Origin of the sequence: Mediterraneibacter agrestimuris, assembly GCF_943193195.1 — a bacterium.
GTDB classification, from domain to species: domain Bacteria; phylum Bacillota; class Clostridia; order Lachnospirales; family Lachnospiraceae; genus Schaedlerella; species Schaedlerella agrestimuris.
Genome location: NZ_CALPDG010000030.1, coordinates 26,684 through 46,152, shown reverse-complemented (window position 1 = coordinate 46,152; position 19,469 = coordinate 26,684). Strand labels below are relative to the sequence as shown.

The following is a 19,469-nucleotide window of genomic DNA, read 5'->3' as shown; positions in this document are numbered from 1 at the left end:
GTGGCTTGATGCATCTCTACCTATACGTTATTTCACGGACTTTGCAGCCAGTGCAAAGTCCTGGGCTGAACTGTTACGAATGATCAACTACATCCAGTTCGAACTGTCACCTTTTGCCATCTTATATTCTGGTTGCGGCTGATCTGTTTTATAAATCACAGTGCTGTCTTCCCATTCCCCGGATTTTGCCTCCAACTTATTTTCAGCCTCCATAGTCATTTGGAATTTGAAGACCTTTTCGCCTTTCTTTGTTCCGACCAGTTTGCCGTTATTATAAAGTGATACTTCATTTAAGTTAGAGTACACTGTAATTTCTGTCGTTGTCTCTGCCCGGTATTCATAACGTTTTCCCGCAAGATAAATGAACGGATCTTTTGTCCAATATGCCTTGTAAAGATAAAATACATCCTTTTTCAGTTTACGGTCAAACGTAATCATACCTTTGTGATTCATGCCGGGCTCACCGCCCTGATTTCTTGCATCTGCCGCAAAATCAAACATGTTCCAGTAATAAGTTGCCCACATATATGGAAAACGTTTGAAACATTCCAGCATATATTCATGATATTTACACTGATATTCTTCGGTATTATCTCCCCGTTTCGGTTTTGCGCTGTGAAGATTCGGCATACCTTCTGCACCATACTCGGAATAGCACAATCGTCTGTCTGGATATAAGAAATGCCAGAATCTGATCCAGAGATCATTCAGCCAAAAAAATGGTACATACCATCCAAGGTACAGATTCCATCCTACCAGATCGGTAATGTGTGCCACCGGATGCCAGTGCGGGCACATCGCAAAACACGCCAGTGTCGTCGGTCTTTCCGCATCCATCTCATGGCAGAGATTATTTAATACATGATGGTTTGCCAGCATCTGTTTCTTTAATTTCTTTCCTGAGATTGTAATTTCATTAGAAACCCCCCATGTCACGATACATGGGTGGTTATAGTTCTGAATAATCAGTTCTGTCATCTGTAAAATGGTATTTTCGTTCCCATTTGCCAGATGTTCTGAAATATATGGAATCTCTGCCCATACGATCATGCCGTACTTATCACACAAATCATAAAAATACTGGTCATGCTGGTAATGCGCAAGCCGGATCGTATTTGCACCCACTTCACGGATCAGTTCCATATCCCGGTCATGCTCTGCCTTTGAGATCGCATTTCCAAGATCTCTGTAATCCTGATGACGGGATACCCCATGGAGCGGATAAGGTCTTCCATTCAAATGAAACCCGTCCTTCGGACTGAACTCAAAATAGCGGACTCCACAATTACAGGTAATCTCATCCACTACAATTCCATCCTTCACAAGTTCTGCTTTCAACACATACAAATATGGATCTTCCAATCCATCCCAAAGATGTACATCTGACACTTCTAAGGTTGTATCATTTCCTTCGGCCTGTGCCACTTGATTGCCTTCGGCATTCAGAAGCGTGATCTTTGTGACCGCTCCTGCTCTCTCTGCTGCTTCATTTACATAAGAAGTGACATGTATCTTCGCATTTTTCCCGAAAACTTCTGTGGTATATTTCATACCCGGACCGCCGAAATAATCCAGATCAAAATGTCCTTCCGGCACAATCAGTAATTCTACATCCCGATAAATTCCTCCATAGAAAGTAAAGTCTGCCTTCTGTGGATACACGCGGTCATTTACACTGTTATCTACCTCTACTTTCAGCCTGTTCTCATCCTGAAGAACATCTGTGACATCCATGCGAAATGTGGCATATCCGCCGTCCCTTCGGCATATTACCTGATCATTCAGAATGACCGTTGCACTGGCATTTACTCCATGGAACTGAAGATAAACCCTCTCATCTGCTGCATATTCCGGTCTCTTCACCATGCAGTCATAGGTACAGGCGGCACGGAAATAGTCATCCCCTCCGTCCTGTCCGTCTTTTCCATTCCATGTGTGCGGAAGCTCTACCGGCTCCCTCATTCCACTTTTGCCGGTAAAACTCCAGCCCTTCATAATTTTTTCAACTCTTCTCATTTCTTAAGCCCGCCCTTACGCCTCCTTATAGATTGGTAAATTTTGTTATTTTTTATTCTTTATATCTTTGTATTATAGTCATATTTACCAAAGAACACAACTCTCCACAACCTAAGTGGTCAAAAAAAGCGCCTAAGTGGCGCTTTTTATCGATCCCTGTGGAATTGGAATCATAATTTTCAGCCAAAAACATCCATCTTCTTCGCTGATATTCAAAAATCCCTCATATTTTTTTACAAAATGTCTCATACTCCGAAGACCAAACCCGTGATATTCCCGGTCTCCCTTGGTGCTGACCGGCAGTCCGTCTTCATAAACCAGCTGCTCCGCTACCGGATTGATAAAGTTCATTACCAGAAAATTCTGCTGCCGGCAGATCATGACATCAATCTGACGTTTCTCTGCTTCCGCAAATTTTTCTACCGCTTCAATCGCATTATCCATTGCATTCCCAAGGATAGCGTAGAGATCAATTGTTTCTATAAAACCCATCTGACTTCCATCTGCCACACAGGAAACCTGAATCTCCCTGTCTTTGCAGTATAAGCCCTTCTCCGTCAAAACCGTGTCAAATACATCATTTCCGGTCTTTACGATTGCCTCATAAATTCGGACAGAATCCTCAATTTCACCTAAGTATTTATCAAATTCTACTTTTTCCAATTTCCGAAGCGCACGGATCTGATGTTTCAGGTCATGGCATTTCTGATTGATCAGTGCAATATTTTCTTTCGTCAACTCATACTGCTCCTGCTTGTTCTTCCAGAGAAGGTTCATAATCTCCAGCTCCTGCCTCATCACACTCTTTTTGAACAGCTCATTCTGCATATAGAGGATCACAATCAAAAGGATCTGTGAAATATAGAGCACCTTCCACTCACTGCTGTAATCAGAAATATGCCGCAGTTCTGCCGACATGGCGAGAATTTCTATGATTACAAAGATCAACACCGCCGATGTAAGCTGTCTTGGTCCGATCATACGTCTGTCGATCGGCATCCATTTTCCGATCGTCTTCGCCACAATCATATCATTCACCACAAAAAGCAGGATCATTCCCATCGGCACCATATAAGGATATGTTTCGAAAAATGATCCTCCCAGAAATTCTATCACCGTCCACACTTCCGTCAAGAGCTGCCACAGAACAATTGCCCAGACCGCATTATAAACCGCAGTGGAAAAATTGGATTCCCATCCGGCATACAAAAACAGAACCATCAGAAAACTACTGATGATCCGGAAAACGAACTCTACTTCCACCGTTCCGTTCCAGAAGATAAATTGAAACAGCAAAGAATAGACCAGAATGATTCCGGTAAAGCCGAGCATTTTTAACTTAAAATTTTTCCTCTTTTCCAGTGGATACGCGAACACTGCTCCGGAAGACCAGAAACAACACTGAAACACCCAGAAGCGCAACCAGTCAATTATATTTATCATAGTGTTTCCTCTCTACTGCTGTTTACATTCATATATTCTCTCCCAGATAATCTGTCAACGCTTTCAGAAACATGGTTTTATTTCTCCGGCTGATCTCCAACTCATGCGTTCCTACAACCACGATATTCTTCTTTACTTCTTTTACATGCCGAAGATTCACCAGATACCAGTGATTGCATTTTAGAAAGGTATCTGCTTCCAGCATTTTCTCTGCACTCTGCATCGTCCCTTTTACAACATATTCCCCTTCTGTTGTATAGTAATGCAACAGTCTGTTCTGGATTTCCACAAAATAAATCTGTTTTGTTTCTATTTTCTTTAATCCATCTGTCAGATTCAATACCACCACTCTCTGCGCAGATTCTTTCTTCTGCACACGTTTCAGTACACGGCGCACTTTCATTGCAAATGTATAGTAATTGACGGGTTTCATCACAAAATCAAGTGCACCCACAGAATATCCGAAAAGAGCATACTGAGCCATATTTGTGATAAACATAATCACAACCTCTTCATCCATTTCCCTGTGTGTAGACGTCACGGATGATACACTGTAAAACCTTTGCACCAAGGCGTTACACGATTGCAAGTCACGGATAAGCGCCCATCAGCAAAATGCACCCACTTGCACCAAGCATATATCATCGCATGACAAAATAAATAACATATAGGTCCCGAATGTTTTATGCAAAAAAGAGCGGCCTTCCGTAGTTGTAGTAGAGGCTGCTCTTTTTATTGTGGTATATATGGTTTTAGCAATCCTGCTTCCAATCCTCAGGATCGTAGCCTCAGATGCTGCAGGCAAAGTCTACGTCACCATCCATTTTTGTATTTTTAAGTATGTCATTTTTAAGATGGAACTTCCCGCAGTTTGCAGGGATAAACTCTTCGGCATGCTCACCCTCGAATGTAAGTTCTGGGAACATTTTGATATTTCCTTCAAAGCGGTAAATGGGCAATCCCACGCGGTAACAAAAGATATGCTTGCTTTTTCGTCACTTAGCATAATTATTTCACTGTCCATCGCATCCCATTTTGTTCCCCAATGTTCCATGCTCCAGTCGTACCAGTTCGGCTGAGAGTTTTCTGGCATCGGGATTCTTTTGTTCAAAGAAAAGTGCTTTTTCCTTTATGCTTTATTGTGCATTTTTGTAGCAGTTCTGCCATATTCTGCTTGCCGCCTTTGATTTTAATTTTTACTCTATAGTCACATACGTTTGCTTATTTTGCCATACTATGTTATTCTAATACCGATAAACAATGATCTTGTACATTTATATTTCCAGGAAGGCTGGTGCAATGAACGATGGGGAGCAGTGAATTAGATAGGCTAAAATCAGAAGAGGAAGCCGCATTTCATAGAAAACAGGAGGCTTACAAGCGATATCAAGAAGCTAAAAATCGAACGGATGCAGCATATAAGGAACAGCAAGCGGCATGGGATCAAGTAACTATTGCAAGAAATGAGATGAACCAGGCTTATGATGAACGCCAATACGCCCGTAGAGACAATGATAGTGTCTGGAGCGAATATAAACGCATCCGCGACAATAACAATTCTCAGATAAGTTACCTAAAAGCACAAGCAGATTCTCTTTACAATAATATGTCAAACGCCTTTGGGCGTGCATCGGATGCTTACAATTATGGAAATAAATCCGATGCTAAAATCTATTCAAATGAAGGAAAAGATTACCAGGCTCAGCTTAAAAGTGTCAATGCCCAGATTAGCCGCTTAGGCCAGGAAGTAAAGGATGCCAGGGCTCATGCTGAAGCGTATGGCAGTAAAACAGATTCTTCGGGATTCAACAGTGCTAAAAATAAGTTCGAGAATGCTAAATCGGCACATAAGTTGATAGAAGCAAAATTCAAATCTGCCAAAGACGAACGTGAACGCTTACATTCTGAGTTTGAGACACTCAATGAAGAATATAAGCAAAAACACAGAAGATACATGGCTGCCAAGGCTTCAAACAGAGAACAGAAAGAAGCAAAAATTAAAAAAGTTGAGTCTGCTCTTGTGCCAGCAACAGGTTTTTTTGATGGTCATGCTGCCAAAATCAAGGAACGTCATGATGGATCCGGCAAAACGGATGTTTTTTTCGGCGGTTTTAATCGCGAGGGTGACGGACTATTTCATGGGCATATAGTTATTGATTCTGATGATAATGTCGTCTATTACCGTGATCAATTTCAAGAGCATGACGATTATCTTATTGATGACCGTAAGGAGCACCCTGATCACACCAAAATATGATTAGGATTATAGTATAATAATGGTAATATGATGCCGATGAAAAACCAGTCAGAACTAGATTTTATCCTTAATCAATTTGAGATACCGAAGTTGAGGTTGGATCGTGCTATAGAAGCAGGACCAGATGAAAGACTTTATTTGTTGCACGATGAGCAGGGGCATCACTTTGGTGTTTGGGCGCGCGATTACATGAGTGAGTCTTATATTGAAGCACAAAACCTGAGTATGAACCAGAATCTTGAAGTAGCAAAGTGGTTTAAGCTCAAGCATGCTGAGTCCAGCGAAGGTGATGGCGATGATTATATGGTTTATTCCGATGGTGCGTGGTATGCAGTATTTCTAATCCAATAATCATGAGTCTTTTTGTAGTTAAATAAACCGATCCCTGGATTGAGAGTCGAAGATTTTAAGACTAATAAAAAGCCTACAGAGTCTCTCCGCAGGCTTTTTCATTAAGTTACTCACAGCTAAACTGTGCATTGTTAAAGTGCTATTATGTTGTTTTAGCCAATTTTTGTTTTTTCTGGCATCTGCACCGCAACTTCCGTCCCGTCCCGGAATAAGAATACCAGTTTTCTGTCGGTACAGACTGTGATGGACTCAACCATAGAATTCCATAGACCAAGGTCAAAATCTTCCAGGATATCCCCGCATTCCCGCAACTCATCCAGGCAGTGGCGGATCTGCTCCTTCCTGCCTGATTGTGCCAGAATCTCCTTTTTGATAGACTCGATTTCCTCCTCAGCCTTTTTACATTTTACATCAAGCTCGGAGAATCGGCGGTTGTATTCTTCCTGGTCTTGGATCTGACGGGTATTTTCCTCCATATAGCGGCGGAGATTATCCATCAGCTCATCATGTTTGGCCTGAACTTCCGTCATCTGAACTTCCAGCTTTGTGGTATCTGCCAATAGTGGCAGCATTTCCTCAAACCGGGCAATATATTGTTCTTTATCACCCAGCATTTGGTTGAACGCCTCCACAAATGCCGCTTCAATGGCAGGCTCATTCAGATTGGGAGTAGAACATGTTGTTTCTGCTTCATATTTCTGGTTACAACGCCAGATATATTTACGGTGTTTACTGTTGCTGTGCCAGACCTTCCGGCCATAATAGCCGCCACATTCTCCGCATATGATTTTGGCTGTAAATGGGCTGCTCCGGTGCAGCTGCCGCCTGTTAGGTTTCCGCCGCTCCACTTCCTGCTGTACCAAATCAAAGGTTGCCGGTTCTATGATTGCCGGGTGGGAATCTTTGATATAGTATTGCGGTACTTCGCCGTGGTTCTTTTTACTTTTCTTGGTCAGAAAATCGGCAGTATAGGTTTTTTGGAGCAGGGCATCGCCTTTATACTTCTCATTGGTAAGGATGCTCATGACCGTGGAAACGCTCCATTTTTCCTTACCCATCGGTGTAGGGATACCCTGGCTGGTGAGATAATCGGCAATCATCCGCACAGTTTCCCCCTCCAAGAACCGGCGGTAAATTTCTCGGACAATCTTAGCCTCATCTTCCACGATTTTGGGGAGACCGTCCTCGCCTTTCTCATAACCGAGAAAATGCTTATAGGCGAGGGAAAACTTTCCGTCCGCCATGCTTTTGCGTATCCCCCAGGTGACATTCTCGGAGATAGAACGGCTTTCCTCCTGTGCCAGGCTGCTCATAATCGTAATCATCACCTCGCCTTTGGCATCCAGCGTGTAGATGTTTTCTTTCTCAAAATATACTTCCACATTTTTCTCTTTCAGTTTGCGGACGGTAGTCAGTGTATCGACTGTATTGCGAGCGAAACGACTGATGGATTTGGTAAGAATTAAGTCAATCTTGCCGTCCAGCGCATCCGCAACCATCCGGTTAAACCCCTCGCGTTTTTTGGTATTCGTGCCGGAGATGCCTTCGTCCGTATATACGCCCGCAAACTCCCATTCGGGATTGCTTTTGATGTGCCGGGTATAGAAGTCCACCTGCGCTTCATAACTGGACAATTGTTCGTCCGAGTCGGTGGATACGCGGGCATAAGCCGCCACGCGCCGTTTTTGCCGTACCGCCGCATCGACGGCATTTTGGCGCAGGCTGGCACGGCTTTCTATCTTCCGGACTTTCCGCGCAAATTCTGCCATTGCTTTTCCTCCTCTTTTTTCTGTTTTATCCTTTCCAGCTCTCGCTCCCGCGCTTTCTGTTTCATCTCGGGCGTCCAGCTCTCCCGGCGTGATGGGTTCTGCCAGCGGGTTTCCTTCCTCTGCCCATCTTGGAATATATAGATTAAAATGTTATCCGGAAGGGCTTTGATCTCCCTAACCCGCCTCAGCAGCATTTCCCGGTTCCAGTCAGCCGCCCCCAGCATCTCCGAAGTTTTGGCAATCAGGATATTTTCCGGGATCTGCTTAGCCGGGCAGGCTTCTTTCCCAATGGTGTCAAACAGCTGGCATGTCCATACGGGTTTTGCATATTTAGTGTTCCTGTTCCTGATCTTCCTGTAAAAAGTGCTGCCGCACTGCCCGCAGCGGACCAAGCCGGTAAACAAATGATGCTCCGAAGGCATTTTGTTTGGGGCTACTTTCCCCCTGCGCCGCGCTACTTCTTCCTGTACTTCAGAAAAAGTAGCCTTGTCGATGATGGCTTCATGGCTGTCCTCTACATAATACATGGGGCGCTCCCCATGGTTTTTGACATTCTTTTTTGTAATATGGTCTGCACGGTAAAACTTCTGCAGTATCAGGTCGCCCGTATATTTTTCATTGACCAGCATGTCATGGACGGTAGTGCCGCGCCACAGGCCCCCGGATTTAGCCGGGATTTTCTGGCGGTTCAGTTTTTTGGCTATGGCCGTTTTTCCCATGCCGGAAAGGTAGTCTGCAAAAATCTGCCGTACGATTTCTGCCTCATCCGGGACTATCTTCAGGGTATTACCTTGGAAACGGTAGCCGTACATATCTATATAAGTGGAGTAGCCTTTCTCAAACTGTTTGCGGATACGCCATTTGACATTCTCCGAGGCGGAACGGCTTTCCTCCTGGGCAAATGAAGCCAACAGTGTCAGCATCAGCTCGCCGTCCGAACTTAAGGTATGGATATTTTCTTTCTCAAAGTAAATGTCAACATCCAGCGATTTTAACTCACGGGCAGTTTCCAAAAGCGTCACGGTATTGCGTGCCAGCCGGGTGATGGACTTGGCAATCACTATATCAATCTTCCCAGCCCGGCAGTCTGCCAGCAGTCTCTGGAACTCGGGGCGGTTTTCTTTCGTACCAGTCATGGCTCCGTCCGCATAGATCCCAGCAAGTTCCCAGTCACCCCGTCTGCCAATATAATTATTGTAGTAGCTGATCTGGGCAGATAAAGAATGAAGCTGTGCGTCTTTGCCAGACGATACGCGCGCATAGGCTGCGACACGTTTGCGTTTGACGTGCTGCGTGTTCCTGCCCTCTATTTTTGTTATTTCTCTCATAATACCTCCATTTTCGGCATCCCCTGTTACATCTATCACTCACCTTGCATAGAAAAGCAAGTGTTGATTTTAACAAAAGGCTGCTGCGGTGGCATGCCCACCGTAAAATTCAGGGAGCCCCGTCAGAGGCTCCCCCATTAATGTGCTACAGTTTTCTCACCCGGTCGACACCATAGACAATGCCGAGCCCAGAACCGCAGTCCCAGTCAACGAATACCGTCCCGGTATCATCAACCATACGGACTGTGCCTTTGTCGCCGGGTTTAAGGCGGCTGTATGGGTCGTCCATCTGGATGAGTTCTACCCGTGTGCCGGCAGGGTACATTTTCCGTACCAAATCCACGGTATGTTCATCGGGGAAATTATTATTTGCCATATGCTTCACCGCTTTCGTTTTTGTTTTCCGGGGATTCCTCTAATGTCCCATCTGTTAGAGCAGCAATGGGCTCAACGGATTCATTACTTGCCGTGTTTCTTCCTGACCGTTCCGGCTTATGACCGGATTTCCAGCTGCTGTTACCAGTGAGGTTACGGAGCAGGATTTTCCGGGCGGTTTTATATTCGTCACCGATAAATCCCAGCCGGATTAAGAATAGCCGCATGCCATACTTGGCATTCTCAACCGGCCTTTCTGTTGCTGTCACCCGCTTCTGGTTCTTTGCCATATTGCAAAGAGCAGTAATTAAGCGACTGTAGGCATCGGCTTCGCCCTCCAGCCCACAAAGCGTAAACCATGGGAAAGCGATTTTGCCGTCAAGTTCAACAATCGGTAAGCTGTCAGCCCCAAGAGCCTGCTTAAGCAGCGTCTCCTTACTGGCAACGATTTTCTTCAGGTTTTCCCGTACTTCCGGGGTAAACCCTGTGTCGGGAATCTCGATTGTCAGTTTATCGGGTGCGTCAGCAATTTCCGTTGCCGCGTTTTCTGCCACATTTTCCATTGCTTCGTCTGTAGCAGATTCTTCTGCCATATTATCTACAGCTACCTTTTCCGCTACAAATCCCCGTTCCTGCAAATCGTTAACGAGTACTGCCGCAAAGTCGGGATGGATATTGCTGTTATATGTCAGTACGCCATTCCGGTCTACGTTATAATCCCCAACCGTATAGGCGAAACTGGGCGCACCCCGATATACGGCCTGCAGGCCTAATATTTGACTCATGGCCGCAATTAACGGCTTCCTGTCACCGCTGTGAAGATTGTAATTATATTGGAAGTTCATGTTTTTACTCCTTTCGTTTTTATTACACACACATCTATCACTCTGATTGCTGGTTTCAGCAAGTCTTGTTTTTACAAAATAATGTAGCGTAATGTGTGCGCTATTCGTTTCCCGTGCTGCCAGTCAGAATAAAATTGGCATATTCCTTCCGGTGTTCTTCCAGATAAATTACTAACTCATAAAACCCTCTGCGGTTGGCAATCGCCTGCACAGTTCTCACGTCAAACATATTAGTTTCTGCGGTTTCCCGGATCGCTAAAATCTGTTCTTTAACAGTTTCTGTCATCTTTGTCACCTCCTCCGTATTTGTCTGCCAGGCGTCCTTCCCATACTGAGTTGAGTACGGCATGGCGCAGGATTTCAGTGTCAAACCCAGAATCTTCATAACCCTGCCGGATCGTGTCAAAGTAGCTGCGGGACGGCGTGTCATATGGATGCAGAGCTTCATTCATGATATAAACCATGGCATTGATCCGTTTTCCGCTTACTGTCACTTTAAACATTTCTTTGCGGTAAAGATGGGGATAGCCCTCATAGGCATCAAGGGCGAGCTCATCATTTGGCTGTAACTGCCAGATCAGTACCGGCACCTTGCTGCCTTTATGTTTCTCGATCGTGGCTACGGCAGTGCCTTTTCCCCGGAACATCAGCCGGTAGTTCCGCAAATATGCGGTCTGGACGATTTCTGCCGTTGGGCAGCGTCTTGCCATCTGCCCCAGATTAAGATTGGAGCCGTAGGCGATGTAGAATCTGTCTTTTTCTGGATGGTTGCTTTTACCCATGTGTTTGTCCTCCATTTTCAGTATTTCTGGTTCCAACATGGCTCCTGACATTCTCCCGCGAACCGTACCTCCAGGCGGCGTTGCCGTCTAAATGCTGGTACAGATGCTCCCGGCAGCTCTTGAACTCATCACCAATGAACCCGATGCGGTTAAGATACACCCGCATCGCAAACTTCTCATTTTCTTCCTGGACTTTGCGGTAACTGGCGCTTTTCTGCGTCAATGCCTGATGGTTAAGGGCCAGAGCCAGTACAATATAAGCGCGGATTTTCCCGGCATGGAGCGTGCTGTTGAAACCCCTGAGTTCCACGGTATGATTGCCATGGAAAAAACTGTGCAGATTGAGAAAGTGATAGCGGCTGTTATGGTAATGGCCGTTGCGGTTGCCGGTGTAATTCTCGTACCAGATGGACTCTATCTGTGAAAGAGTTTTTGGCTTGATCTGGTTCATCCGTTCCACCAGATACGCATCCATTTTCTTGCAGTAGCGCATCCGTTCCGGCGCAATCTGTAACGATTTGTAAAATAAATCATTATGGCTCGCAATGATGTTGACAAAATTGCGGATGCTCCGGGCAGTGTGGTTTGAACCGTCAAGATGGATATGGATCCCGCAGGACTTATTGGTAAATCCTCCGGCTTTTCTCAGTCTTCTGGCCAAAGCCTGCACGGTGTCAATATCTTTCCGGTAGAGCAGGATAGGGGTAACTAACTCTACGCTGTAACTGCCGCTGGTGGAAACAGTCCCGCGCCCATCCTTCTTCTGGCAGTGGATACTGCCGTCATACATAAACTTCCAAATCCGCCCATCAGGCGCTTTCACCGTCTGGGTGTCATAGTAATCTCCAGGAGTAGTGATTGTGCCGCCCAAATAATGCGCGGCAGTTTCCGCTGCCTCCTGCCGGGTGATCCCGGTAAACTCGACCTCCAGGCCGAACTGATTGGTAAACATTTTTGCCCTCCTTTTCTGCGGTTGTGCACAGAATGGGGGCATCCATGATGCGCCCCAAATCTGGCTGCGCATCATGCCGCAATGTTTACTTTATTTTCCTGTTACCTGTTATTCTCTCTTAGACTCCTCCTTTCCCAGACTTTTTTCTGTGGTATTTTTATTTGGTGCAAAGCTGATTTTTAATGAGGAACCGGTCATCGGACGGTATTTTTCTGTAATTCCGCCGCGATTTTACGGTGTTCCGCATTAGTAATCAGTCCGCACTTATAGAGACGGCTGGCGATGGCGAGCATCGCGCCGTGCTGTTTGATCTGTTCGAACTGTATCTGATCCATTACGGCAATCCCTCCCCGTAGCGGCTGAGACGGTAAAACTCCCGGCCGCAAGATTTTTGTTTTCGATACGACAATGTGTTTGCGGAGCATGACAGCCTCCGCTGTTTTCCTGATAAAATCATAAAAGTCTCCTTAAGGTTAATATTAGTCCGGGTTCTTAGCACAGCTAAGGCCGACAAAATAAGAGGATATTAGAGAAAGTATTTTTGCCTAGTGCATACTTTTACGCATTATTTCGTCTTCCAGGTCGCTCAGACGAAGGCGGAGTTCCATTGCCTCTAATGCCGTTTCTAAGCGACCATTTCTTTTGTGTTCTTCGTAGATTTCGTATAAAATTCTATCTGCGTTATCAGATTTAAATTTTAAAAGTGCACCCATATGGATTAGGTTTGTATGTTCGTATTCTTTGCCTCCGTATAGGCTGAGGAATGCAGCGACTTCTGCTTCAAGTCCTTCGATATCGTTTAATACGGAATATAGTTCATGTATTGACTCTATAGGCTTCATAATTTTCCTTTTGGTTAAAATTTACTGTCTAAGTTAGCATTGGCAATCATACATTTCCATGCATACGCTCCATCCTGCCCCTTAGCTGGGCTAAGAACCCGGATATTGGGTTTAGGGAACATTCTTACTGTATCGACTGAGTCGGTAACACTCCCGGCTACAGAACTTCTTTCGCCGATTGCCAAAACTGATAAACTCTTTGCCACAGCAGTAGCAGGTTAAACGGTATGGCTTGCGGCTGCGGGTTTTATTCCACCATGCGGTGCGGCACCCCGTAGAACAGAAAGTCTTTTGTTTTTTACCCGGAATCTGGACAAGCGGTCTTCCGCAATTTTTACATACATGAGAATCCGTCTTTTCTACAGGCAAAGTATGCATGTTGCTGCGATGGCAGATAGATTTTACCGTATTGGGAGAAAGTGATAATAGTTTTGCAATCTCCGTAAATGACTCCCCTTGCTGGCGAAGCATAATAATTGACTGTTTGGTTTTTGTTTCTATCATGCTGCCTCCTTTTCTGCCCCTGTCGCCGCCACAGCCGCCGCGTGTGCGGTTTTAAGGCGGAGACCGAGAGCGTGCACCACATTTACTGTTACAGCGTTTCCAGCTTGTTTGTAGGCCTGGGTATCAGAATCCACGGAAAGCAGTTTATCAATCTGTGTTTCCGAGAACCCCTGTAGCCGGAAACATTCCCGTGGCGTAAGACGTCGGATTCTCAGGGATGGTGTAACGACGCCCTGCGAGCTGCCAGTATCAAGCGTGTGCGCAATTTTGCTTCCCACCCGTCCCCGGCGGGTATTCTGGGCGGCAAAGCCTAAATCTACCGAGTCGCCGGGATGTGCCTCCTTGCAGCCAGATTTTGTCGCTTCTTTGATCATCAGTACGCCGTGGCGGTCCTGTGAAGTGAGCGTGAACATCGGCTCTTCCTTATTCTTGATGCGCCTGCCATTCTGCCGCACTTTTTCTTTCTCCGGGGTCAGGACTGCACAGGCGGACATTTCTCCGCCTGTTTCCAAAACGGCATTTTGTGTATGGCGGCGGTTCAATCCCCGGAAATCCCCAGCCGTCAGGGTATAAGCTGTGTCCAGCTTTTTTGTAATACCGTTTTTCCGGTCATAGCCGACCGCGTACAGCCCGGTCCTGCCGCCTGAGCCGCCGGATTTAGCGAGCAGGGTTTTTCCTATTCCGGATGGGTCATACACCCGCGAATCCTGCCGGCCATTTATCAGGAGCTTAAGAGTTTCCGGGTTTGTGCTTCGGAAAGGTAGTATCTTTCCGGCACATCGGGGGTTAAGATATCCGACAAGGTACACCCGGCGTCTTGACTGCGGGACTCCAAAATCCTTGCTGTTAAGCACTTGGAATTCGACATGATACCGTAGCTCAGAAAGCGTATCGAGGATGGCCGCAAATGTCCGGCCTTTGTCATGCGATAGCAGTCCTGGGACGTTTTCCAGGAGAAGATATGGAGGCCGTTTTTCTCGAGCCAGCCGGGCAACCTCAAAGAAGAGAGTGCCTCGGGTGTCGTCAAAGCCTCGTCTTTTGCCAGCGATAGAAAATGACTGGCAGGGGAATCCTCCGCAGAGGAGGTCAAAGTCTGGCATTTGTCTTGGATTGATTGTTCTTGCGTCTTCATAAAAAACCTCGCTTGTCTTTACATTATGTACGGCGCGGTATGCCCGGTCAGCGTGTTTGTCAATCTCGCAGTGGCCGATGCAGGCGAAGCCTCCCGCCCGTTCTAATCCGGCCCGGAAGCCGCCGATGCCGGAGAACATATCGAAAAATCTTATCATCTACAACTCCTTTGGTTAAAATTACTGTCAGGTTTGATTGGTACCCCTTGCGGGGCATATTGGTTTATTTCCGTGTTTGTTAGGGGCTTGGGGTATGTAAGCGGAACAGGTCGGAAAGCCCTATGAGGCCGGAAATGTTGATGTTACTCAGTTTTTGTGTTCATGAAGCTGATCTTCATTCTGATGTTTTGGCTTCAAACTTATATCCACACTGGAGACGCTTTCCAGCCCGACCATCTCGGCGATATCCAGCCACATATTATCTGGCGCATCCTGTTCTAAGATGTTCCAGAAATGATAATCATACTTAAGCATGATCTTCGCGACCTCACTGGGACTTGCCATAATTTGGGCAAAATACCCTGCAGAGGTTTCTCCTTCGACCAAAATAGGGCTTGCCTCTTCAGTCTGGGAGATATCTTCTAGACGTTTTCTCACGGCTTCGATCTCAGCGTTGACCAGACGGACTGCCTCTGAGATGGTCTTTTCCCGCGCTTCTTTTGTGGATAGTTGATCCCCTAAATGTTTTTCTGTCATAGATTCCTTTCCTAAAATTGACTAATATCGCTTCCCAGCTTCACTGTCTTCCAGTCCTGCCCGCTTACATACCACAAGTCTCTAAAATGGGGGCTGGGGCATGTAAGCGGGATGGGCTTAAACGGCTAACACAGCATCTCCCTATCACCTCCCTCCAAAATGAGGTGTTCCAGATCATCGCCGGTAATCACCGCAAATAGTTTTGGCTGTTTATCAAACACTCCCTTTAACTGCCGGATGAGTTTTTCTTTCCGGGTCACACTTGGTACAATCCAAACGGTCAACGGAAACATTTCTGATTCTTCCTGTTCCAATCCTGAACGGTAGTAGGCATGGTATTTCTGGCATTTCTCGATAATCTTGGCAGGCGATTCCGTATCAAGGTCGACTTCGATAAAATAACGGTCTTCATATTCTTCAGTTACCGTTGCCGCATATAAATCTGGCTTGAGGGAACATGACGCCCCGGCATTGCTGTATGCCCGCCAGCATTCCGGCTCCAGCTGCAGGGAGAGGATTTCCGGCTCATGCTTTCGGCAGACTTCTATTAGCCGGATCGCCGTTTCTGCAACGGCTAAAGTGTGGGCTAAGAAATAAGCGGACGGCTCGAAGTGCCTGCGTGCCGGATATGCCCGTTCATCATAAAGCCGGAGCAGACGTTCGCCAGCATGGGTCAGATACCAGATGAGGGAGCCCGACCCGGCACGTACACCGCCAATCCTCCGCGAGAGGCTGTCAACCAGCCCAAGCCCGCGTAGCTTTTTGAGGTTACGGCTGGCAGCCCGAAGTCCGGCAGAGGAATTAGCGGCATCCGTGAATAATAACCGCTGTACCTGCCCGGTCATCAGGTAGCGATATTTCTGTATTGCGCCGAGCAGCTCCCGGTCGCGCTCCCCCAGACGGCTGTCCAGTCCCTGCAGCTGCTTCCTGGATACACGCTGGGGTGAGTGGCTACCAGTATCAGGGGCGCCGTCAGCGGTGGGAGAGTCCGTAGCCGGTACGGAGTAGGAATCGCATACCTTGTAGCGGGAAAAGTCCGGTGTTTCGGGCGTTTCCGCTTGTGATTTCCTATCCCCATTCGTCAGTCGGTTCGTCATGGTCTTTTCTTCCTTCCAATGTTAGTGTCGCCGGGATTTTCCCCGGCAGCAGTGTTGTTAGTGGTAAATATACTGAGGTATTCTTCTTCAATTTGTTCTGCAGGGATACCGTAGGCGGCCTGGCTCTCTGCTTTAAGGTCGGCGGCGTCACGCAAGGTAGGTGGTGGCGGTAAAGTCTTACCCTGTATCCAGCCAGTGTTCCTGCCACTGGACTGGAATGAGGCATAAATCTGGTAGCGGGGCAGAGCCATAAAATCTTCAGCGGTAAGTTCCGGCGCCATTGCCGCCATATCCTTGGCGTCCCGACTGTTCAGCCCGAAGACGATTTTGTTCCTGGCGTTCGCATCAATCCCGGAGCGGATGTTTATTGGTAACTGGTCGCGGTATTGGTGCGCTAGTGTCAGCTCCACACCTAAGCCTCTCGCCTGTGCTAAAGCGTCCGATAAATCAGTTGGTAACGACAAATAGTCCTGCAACTCGTCAATGTAGATTTCTACAATGTGGCGTTTCTCGGCAGGAATGCCTGCTCGTGATAAAGCCAACATCCAAGTCAAACCGATAATCAGGCTTCCTAACAATCTCGCCGATTCTCCTCCGGTTAATCCTTTGTTAAGCGGAATTAGGACAATTTTTCGCTTGTAGAACAAGTCTGTCAGAGAAAACTTTGGCTTTGCCTGTCCAAGTATGTTCCTCAGACCCGGTCGCAAAGTTAGCTGTCTGAGCTTATTGAGGACAGGGCTTATTTGTTGCCTTTTCTCTGTATCCCTCAGAGCCTCAAACTGTTCCCAGAAAGGCCTGAGCGCCATGCGGTCTTTGACCTTGCTGGTGATTTTGCGCCGGAAATTCTCATCTGTCAGCAGCGGCAGTAACCATAAAAGTGTAGCGTTTTCTGTATCCGTCAAAGTTAAAAGAGCGGCGGTTAAGACATCCTGGGTATAAATCCCCCAACAGTCACTAAAGATTTCTTTGAGCACGGAGAGGATTGCATCCGCAATCAGCGAGGGGTTGCCATACTCCTTGAACGCCAGCGGGTTGAAGCCGCAGGGGCAGGAATCGGACGGATCGATGATAACCACATCTCCGGTACGTCCCTCCGGAATCCGCATTAGCACGTCGTTTACAAGGTCAGCTTTCGGGTCGAGAACTAATACGCTCCTTCCGGCCGTAATATCTGCCAGAATCAGGTGCAGCATGGCTGTTGACTTACCGCTGCCAGTCGGGCCAATCAGATGGCAATGCTCCAAACCGTCCCTTGGGGAAATACTCAGCCGCTTCGGATTTATGGCATCCATACTGACAGCAAAACTACGGTCAGTCTTCTGGTTGGTCGGGCTACGGTACCAGCGAGGCGGTAAGGTAAGTTTGGGATGTAATCCCGGCATTCCGGGCAGTTCTTCCTCTCCGGCAGGGAGAAGTAGAAAATTGGCTAACTCCTTTACTGACAGTTGCAATGGAAAATGCCACGGTACATGGGCGGTGTTGATATCTGCAGGCTTTATGGGTTCTTCCCGGATACGTACACCTGCTGTTTCCAATACTTTGAATGCGCTAATGATACTGCGCAACCGGAAACCCGTGTTTTCTCCAGATATACCGATACGGATGACGGCTTGGAAAGTGTGCTGCTCCGCTTTGTCCCTGACCGTCTTACGGCTTTCTGCCGAGGCTTTCTGCACATCGCCGAGTAGAATCTGTAGCCAAGTCGCATTTGGGTCGGCGAGGTTGGCTGGTACTGGGGAAGGGGCATAAGCCCGCCCCAGTACAATCTGTACCACCGTTTCTTCATCGCTTTTATCTTCGGTCAGTGCCGCCAGCCCTGCCCGGATCACCGCCTCCGTGATGTCGGTTTTGAGGGAAAGCGTCGGATGGTTAATCTTCAGCTGCCTGGCAACAGCGATAACGGCTCGTTTTTCTTCGTTGACATCATGGAACTGAATATCGCCATGCGCCTTAACCGCTTCCTCAATGTTTTTGATGTACCTGGCGGCGGCTCCGAGCAGATAACTCACCTGCCCGTTTTTACTGCGTACCTCCCAGATTACGGCTCCTCGTGGTGATAATGCCGCAAGATGGGAGAGCATTTCCCATATGTTCTCAACCTTATATGGACGCTGCCAGAACATTTCTCTCCAGCAGAGATTTTCTATTTGATGCTTCAAGAATGCCCACTCCTTCCTGTTTTTCTTGTGCTTTCTACCATTGTCCCAAATCTTTATCATGCTTGTGTTTCCAGATGCGGTAAATTACTATAATGACGGCGATAACCATGGCAATGGCGAACAATACTGGCCAGATTTCCAGAATCCAACCGACTGCGGTTTTGATGAGGAAGGCGGCCAGCGCCAGCATAAAAGCGGCTTCCAGTATCCGGGTGATGAGGTTCCTTGGTGGTTCCAATAATCATCACACCTCCTCCGCATTTTCTGTGTCAGTAACTTTTGTACTGTATTTTGGTACAGGATATCCAGGAATGACAATATCACTATCAATCTCATTTCCCCATACATCCCAGCCCGGCGTGCGTCGCCTTGCGAATAATTCTAAATATGGCCCCTCGGAAAGCCGCTGAATGACCGCAAACTGTTCTTCGGGTTTGTGGCTGTGATCCTGTTGGGCGCAGAACATGAATGAAGGCTGGGCGTGGAACTTGACCGGTGCTTTTCCACGTGTAGCAAAGATACACGATTCATGAGAAGTCCGAACGTACGTTCCTAAACCGAGTTTTGGCTTACCCCAGACCAGCATATTGCGATAGGTGAATCCCCATGCCTTTACGACCTGAAGCGCTTCGGGGATTATGTTATTAGGTGTCCACAAATATAAATGTGCATTTTCCTCCGCTAAGTCCGCTACTGGCATCGCTTTAATGCGTTCCAGCGGCATCAGTTCATAATGCATCGCGGCTCCCCGTCGGCCTTTTTGATGCAGGCTCCAGGGCGGATCTGCCAAAATGGTTTTGTACTTTTTGTTAGGATGTGTTTTATCCTCCGTGTTAGTGATAATTTCTTCCATAAAAATCGTCCTTTCTTTGATTGGTTGCTTTGACGCCCATTGAACCTCAAAGCAGCCCTGACCCCAAACA

At 46.9% G+C, this 19,469-nt stretch carries 22 protein-coding genes; 2 read left to right on the top strand and 20 right to left on the bottom strand.

Going from position 1 to position 19,469, the window contains the following annotated elements; translation table 11 throughout:
* Window positions 1-87 precede the first annotated feature (87 nt).
* The 4 genes from NFS18_RS13490 to NFS18_RS13475 form a co-directional block, all read right to left on the bottom strand.
* Complete coding sequence (locus NFS18_RS13490; protein WP_251390996.1) at window positions 88-2,016, bottom strand: glycoside hydrolase family 2 protein; 1,929 nt, start codon at window positions 2,014-2,016, stop codon at window positions 88-90.
* 132 nt (window positions 2,017-2,148) lie between these two features.
* On the bottom strand, window positions 2,149-3,459 hold the full coding sequence (locus NFS18_RS13485; protein ID WP_251390994.1) for a sensor histidine kinase: 1,311 nt from the start codon (window positions 3,457-3,459) through the stop codon (window positions 2,149-2,151).
* 28 nt (window positions 3,460-3,487) lie between these two features.
* The gene (locus NFS18_RS13480; RefSeq protein ID WP_251390992.1) at window positions 3,488-3,958 is read right to left on the bottom strand and encodes a LytR/AlgR family response regulator transcription factor; all 471 of its coding nucleotides are present in this window, start codon (window positions 3,956-3,958) and stop codon (window positions 3,488-3,490) included.
* Between the two features lie 309 nt (window positions 3,959-4,267).
* Window positions 4,268-4,570, bottom strand: a complete 303-nt coding sequence (locus tag NFS18_RS13475) for a hypothetical protein (protein ID WP_251390984.1) — start codon at window positions 4,568-4,570, stop codon at window positions 4,268-4,270.
* A gap of 195 nt (window positions 4,571-4,765) precedes the next feature.
* Between NFS18_RS13475 and NFS18_RS13470 the strand changes: the two genes are divergently transcribed.
* On the top strand, window positions 4,766-5,716 hold the full coding sequence (locus NFS18_RS13470; protein ID WP_251390981.1) for a DUF1771 domain-containing protein: 951 nt from the start codon (window positions 4,766-4,768) through the stop codon (window positions 5,714-5,716).
* 27 nt (window positions 5,717-5,743) lie between these two features.
* Window positions 5,744-6,067 (top strand): hypothetical protein, encoded by a 324-nt coding sequence (locus NFS18_RS13465; RefSeq protein ID WP_251390979.1) that lies wholly within the window; start codon window positions 5,744-5,746, stop codon window positions 6,065-6,067.
* Window positions 6,068-6,219: 152 nt separating this feature from the next.
* Here NFS18_RS13465 and NFS18_RS13460 read toward each other — a convergent pair whose 3' ends face one another.
* The 16 genes from NFS18_RS13460 to NFS18_RS13385 form a co-directional block, all read right to left on the bottom strand.
* Window positions 6,220-7,836, bottom strand: coding sequence for a recombinase family protein (locus NFS18_RS13460; RefSeq protein WP_251390976.1), 1,617 nt, complete (start codon window positions 7,834-7,836; stop codon window positions 6,220-6,222).
* Window positions 7,803-9,164 (bottom strand): recombinase family protein, encoded by a 1,362-nt coding sequence (locus tag NFS18_RS13455; RefSeq protein ID WP_251390974.1) that lies wholly within the window; start codon window positions 9,162-9,164, stop codon window positions 7,803-7,805. Before NFS18_RS13455 ends, NFS18_RS13460 begins: the two co-directional genes overlap by 34 nt.
* A 145-nt stretch (window positions 9,165-9,309) precedes the next feature.
* Window positions 9,310-9,540, bottom strand: coding sequence for a DUF4314 domain-containing protein (locus NFS18_RS13450; protein WP_251390973.1), 231 nt, complete (start codon window positions 9,538-9,540; stop codon window positions 9,310-9,312).
* Entirely contained in the window at window positions 9,530-10,384 is an 855-nt protein-coding gene (locus NFS18_RS13445; protein WP_251390971.1) for a hypothetical protein, read from the bottom strand. The genes NFS18_RS13450 and NFS18_RS13445 overlap by 11 nt, the downstream gene beginning before the upstream one ends.
* A 100-nt stretch (window positions 10,385-10,484) precedes the next feature.
* Window positions 10,485-10,670, bottom strand: coding sequence for a DUF5049 domain-containing protein (locus tag NFS18_RS13440; protein WP_251390969.1), 186 nt, complete (start codon window positions 10,668-10,670; stop codon window positions 10,485-10,487).
* Window positions 10,654-11,166 (bottom strand): gamma-glutamylcyclotransferase family protein, encoded by a 513-nt coding sequence (locus NFS18_RS13435; RefSeq protein WP_251390967.1) that lies wholly within the window; start codon window positions 11,164-11,166, stop codon window positions 10,654-10,656. Before NFS18_RS13435 ends, NFS18_RS13440 begins: the two co-directional genes overlap by 17 nt.
* Window positions 11,159-12,118 carry an amidoligase family protein gene (locus NFS18_RS13430; RefSeq protein WP_251390965.1) on the bottom strand — a complete coding sequence of 320 codons (960 nt, stop codon included), beginning with the start codon at window positions 12,116-12,118 and terminating at the stop codon, window positions 11,159-11,161. Before NFS18_RS13430 ends, NFS18_RS13435 begins: the two co-directional genes overlap by 8 nt.
* A gap of 194 nt (window positions 12,119-12,312) precedes the next feature.
* Window positions 12,313-12,453, bottom strand: coding sequence for an SHOCT domain-containing protein (locus tag NFS18_RS13425; RefSeq protein WP_251390963.1), 141 nt, complete (start codon window positions 12,451-12,453; stop codon window positions 12,313-12,315).
* Window positions 12,454-12,663: 210 nt separating this feature from the next.
* Window positions 12,664-12,960: a hypothetical protein gene (locus NFS18_RS13420; RefSeq protein WP_251390961.1), complete on the bottom strand. Its 297-nt coding sequence runs from the start codon at window positions 12,958-12,960 to the stop codon at window positions 12,664-12,666.
* Between the two features lie 111 nt (window positions 12,961-13,071).
* Window positions 13,072-13,464, bottom strand: coding sequence for a hypothetical protein (locus tag NFS18_RS13415; protein WP_251390959.1), 393 nt, complete (start codon window positions 13,462-13,464; stop codon window positions 13,072-13,074).
* The gene (gene dcm / locus NFS18_RS13410) at window positions 13,461-14,753 is read right to left on the bottom strand and encodes a DNA (cytosine-5-)-methyltransferase (RefSeq protein WP_251390957.1); all 1,293 of its coding nucleotides are present in this window, start codon (window positions 14,751-14,753) and stop codon (window positions 13,461-13,463) included. The genes NFS18_RS13415 and dcm overlap by 4 nt, the downstream gene beginning before the upstream one ends.
* A 147-nt stretch (window positions 14,754-14,900) precedes the next feature.
* Window positions 14,901-15,290, bottom strand: coding sequence for a hypothetical protein (locus NFS18_RS13405; protein ID WP_251390955.1), 390 nt, complete (start codon window positions 15,288-15,290; stop codon window positions 14,901-14,903).
* Window positions 15,291-15,415: 125 nt separating this feature from the next.
* Complete coding sequence (locus NFS18_RS13400; RefSeq protein ID WP_251390953.1) at window positions 15,416-16,387, bottom strand: replication-relaxation family protein; 972 nt, start codon at window positions 16,385-16,387, stop codon at window positions 15,416-15,418.
* Entirely contained in the window at window positions 16,384-18,606 is a 2,223-nt protein-coding gene (locus NFS18_RS13395; protein ID WP_251390952.1) for a type IV secretory system conjugative DNA transfer family protein, read from the bottom strand. Before NFS18_RS13395 ends, NFS18_RS13400 begins: the two co-directional genes overlap by 4 nt.
* Window positions 18,581-18,784 carry a hypothetical protein gene (locus NFS18_RS13390; RefSeq protein WP_251390950.1) on the bottom strand — a complete coding sequence of 68 codons (204 nt, stop codon included), beginning with the start codon at window positions 18,782-18,784 and terminating at the stop codon, window positions 18,581-18,583. Before NFS18_RS13390 ends, NFS18_RS13395 begins: the two co-directional genes overlap by 26 nt.
* A gap of 6 nt (window positions 18,785-18,790) precedes the next feature.
* The gene (locus tag NFS18_RS13385) at window positions 18,791-19,399 is read right to left on the bottom strand and encodes an MT-A70 family methyltransferase (protein WP_251390948.1); all 609 of its coding nucleotides are present in this window, start codon (window positions 19,397-19,399) and stop codon (window positions 18,791-18,793) included.
* Between the last annotated feature and the right edge of the window lie 70 nt (window positions 19,400-19,469).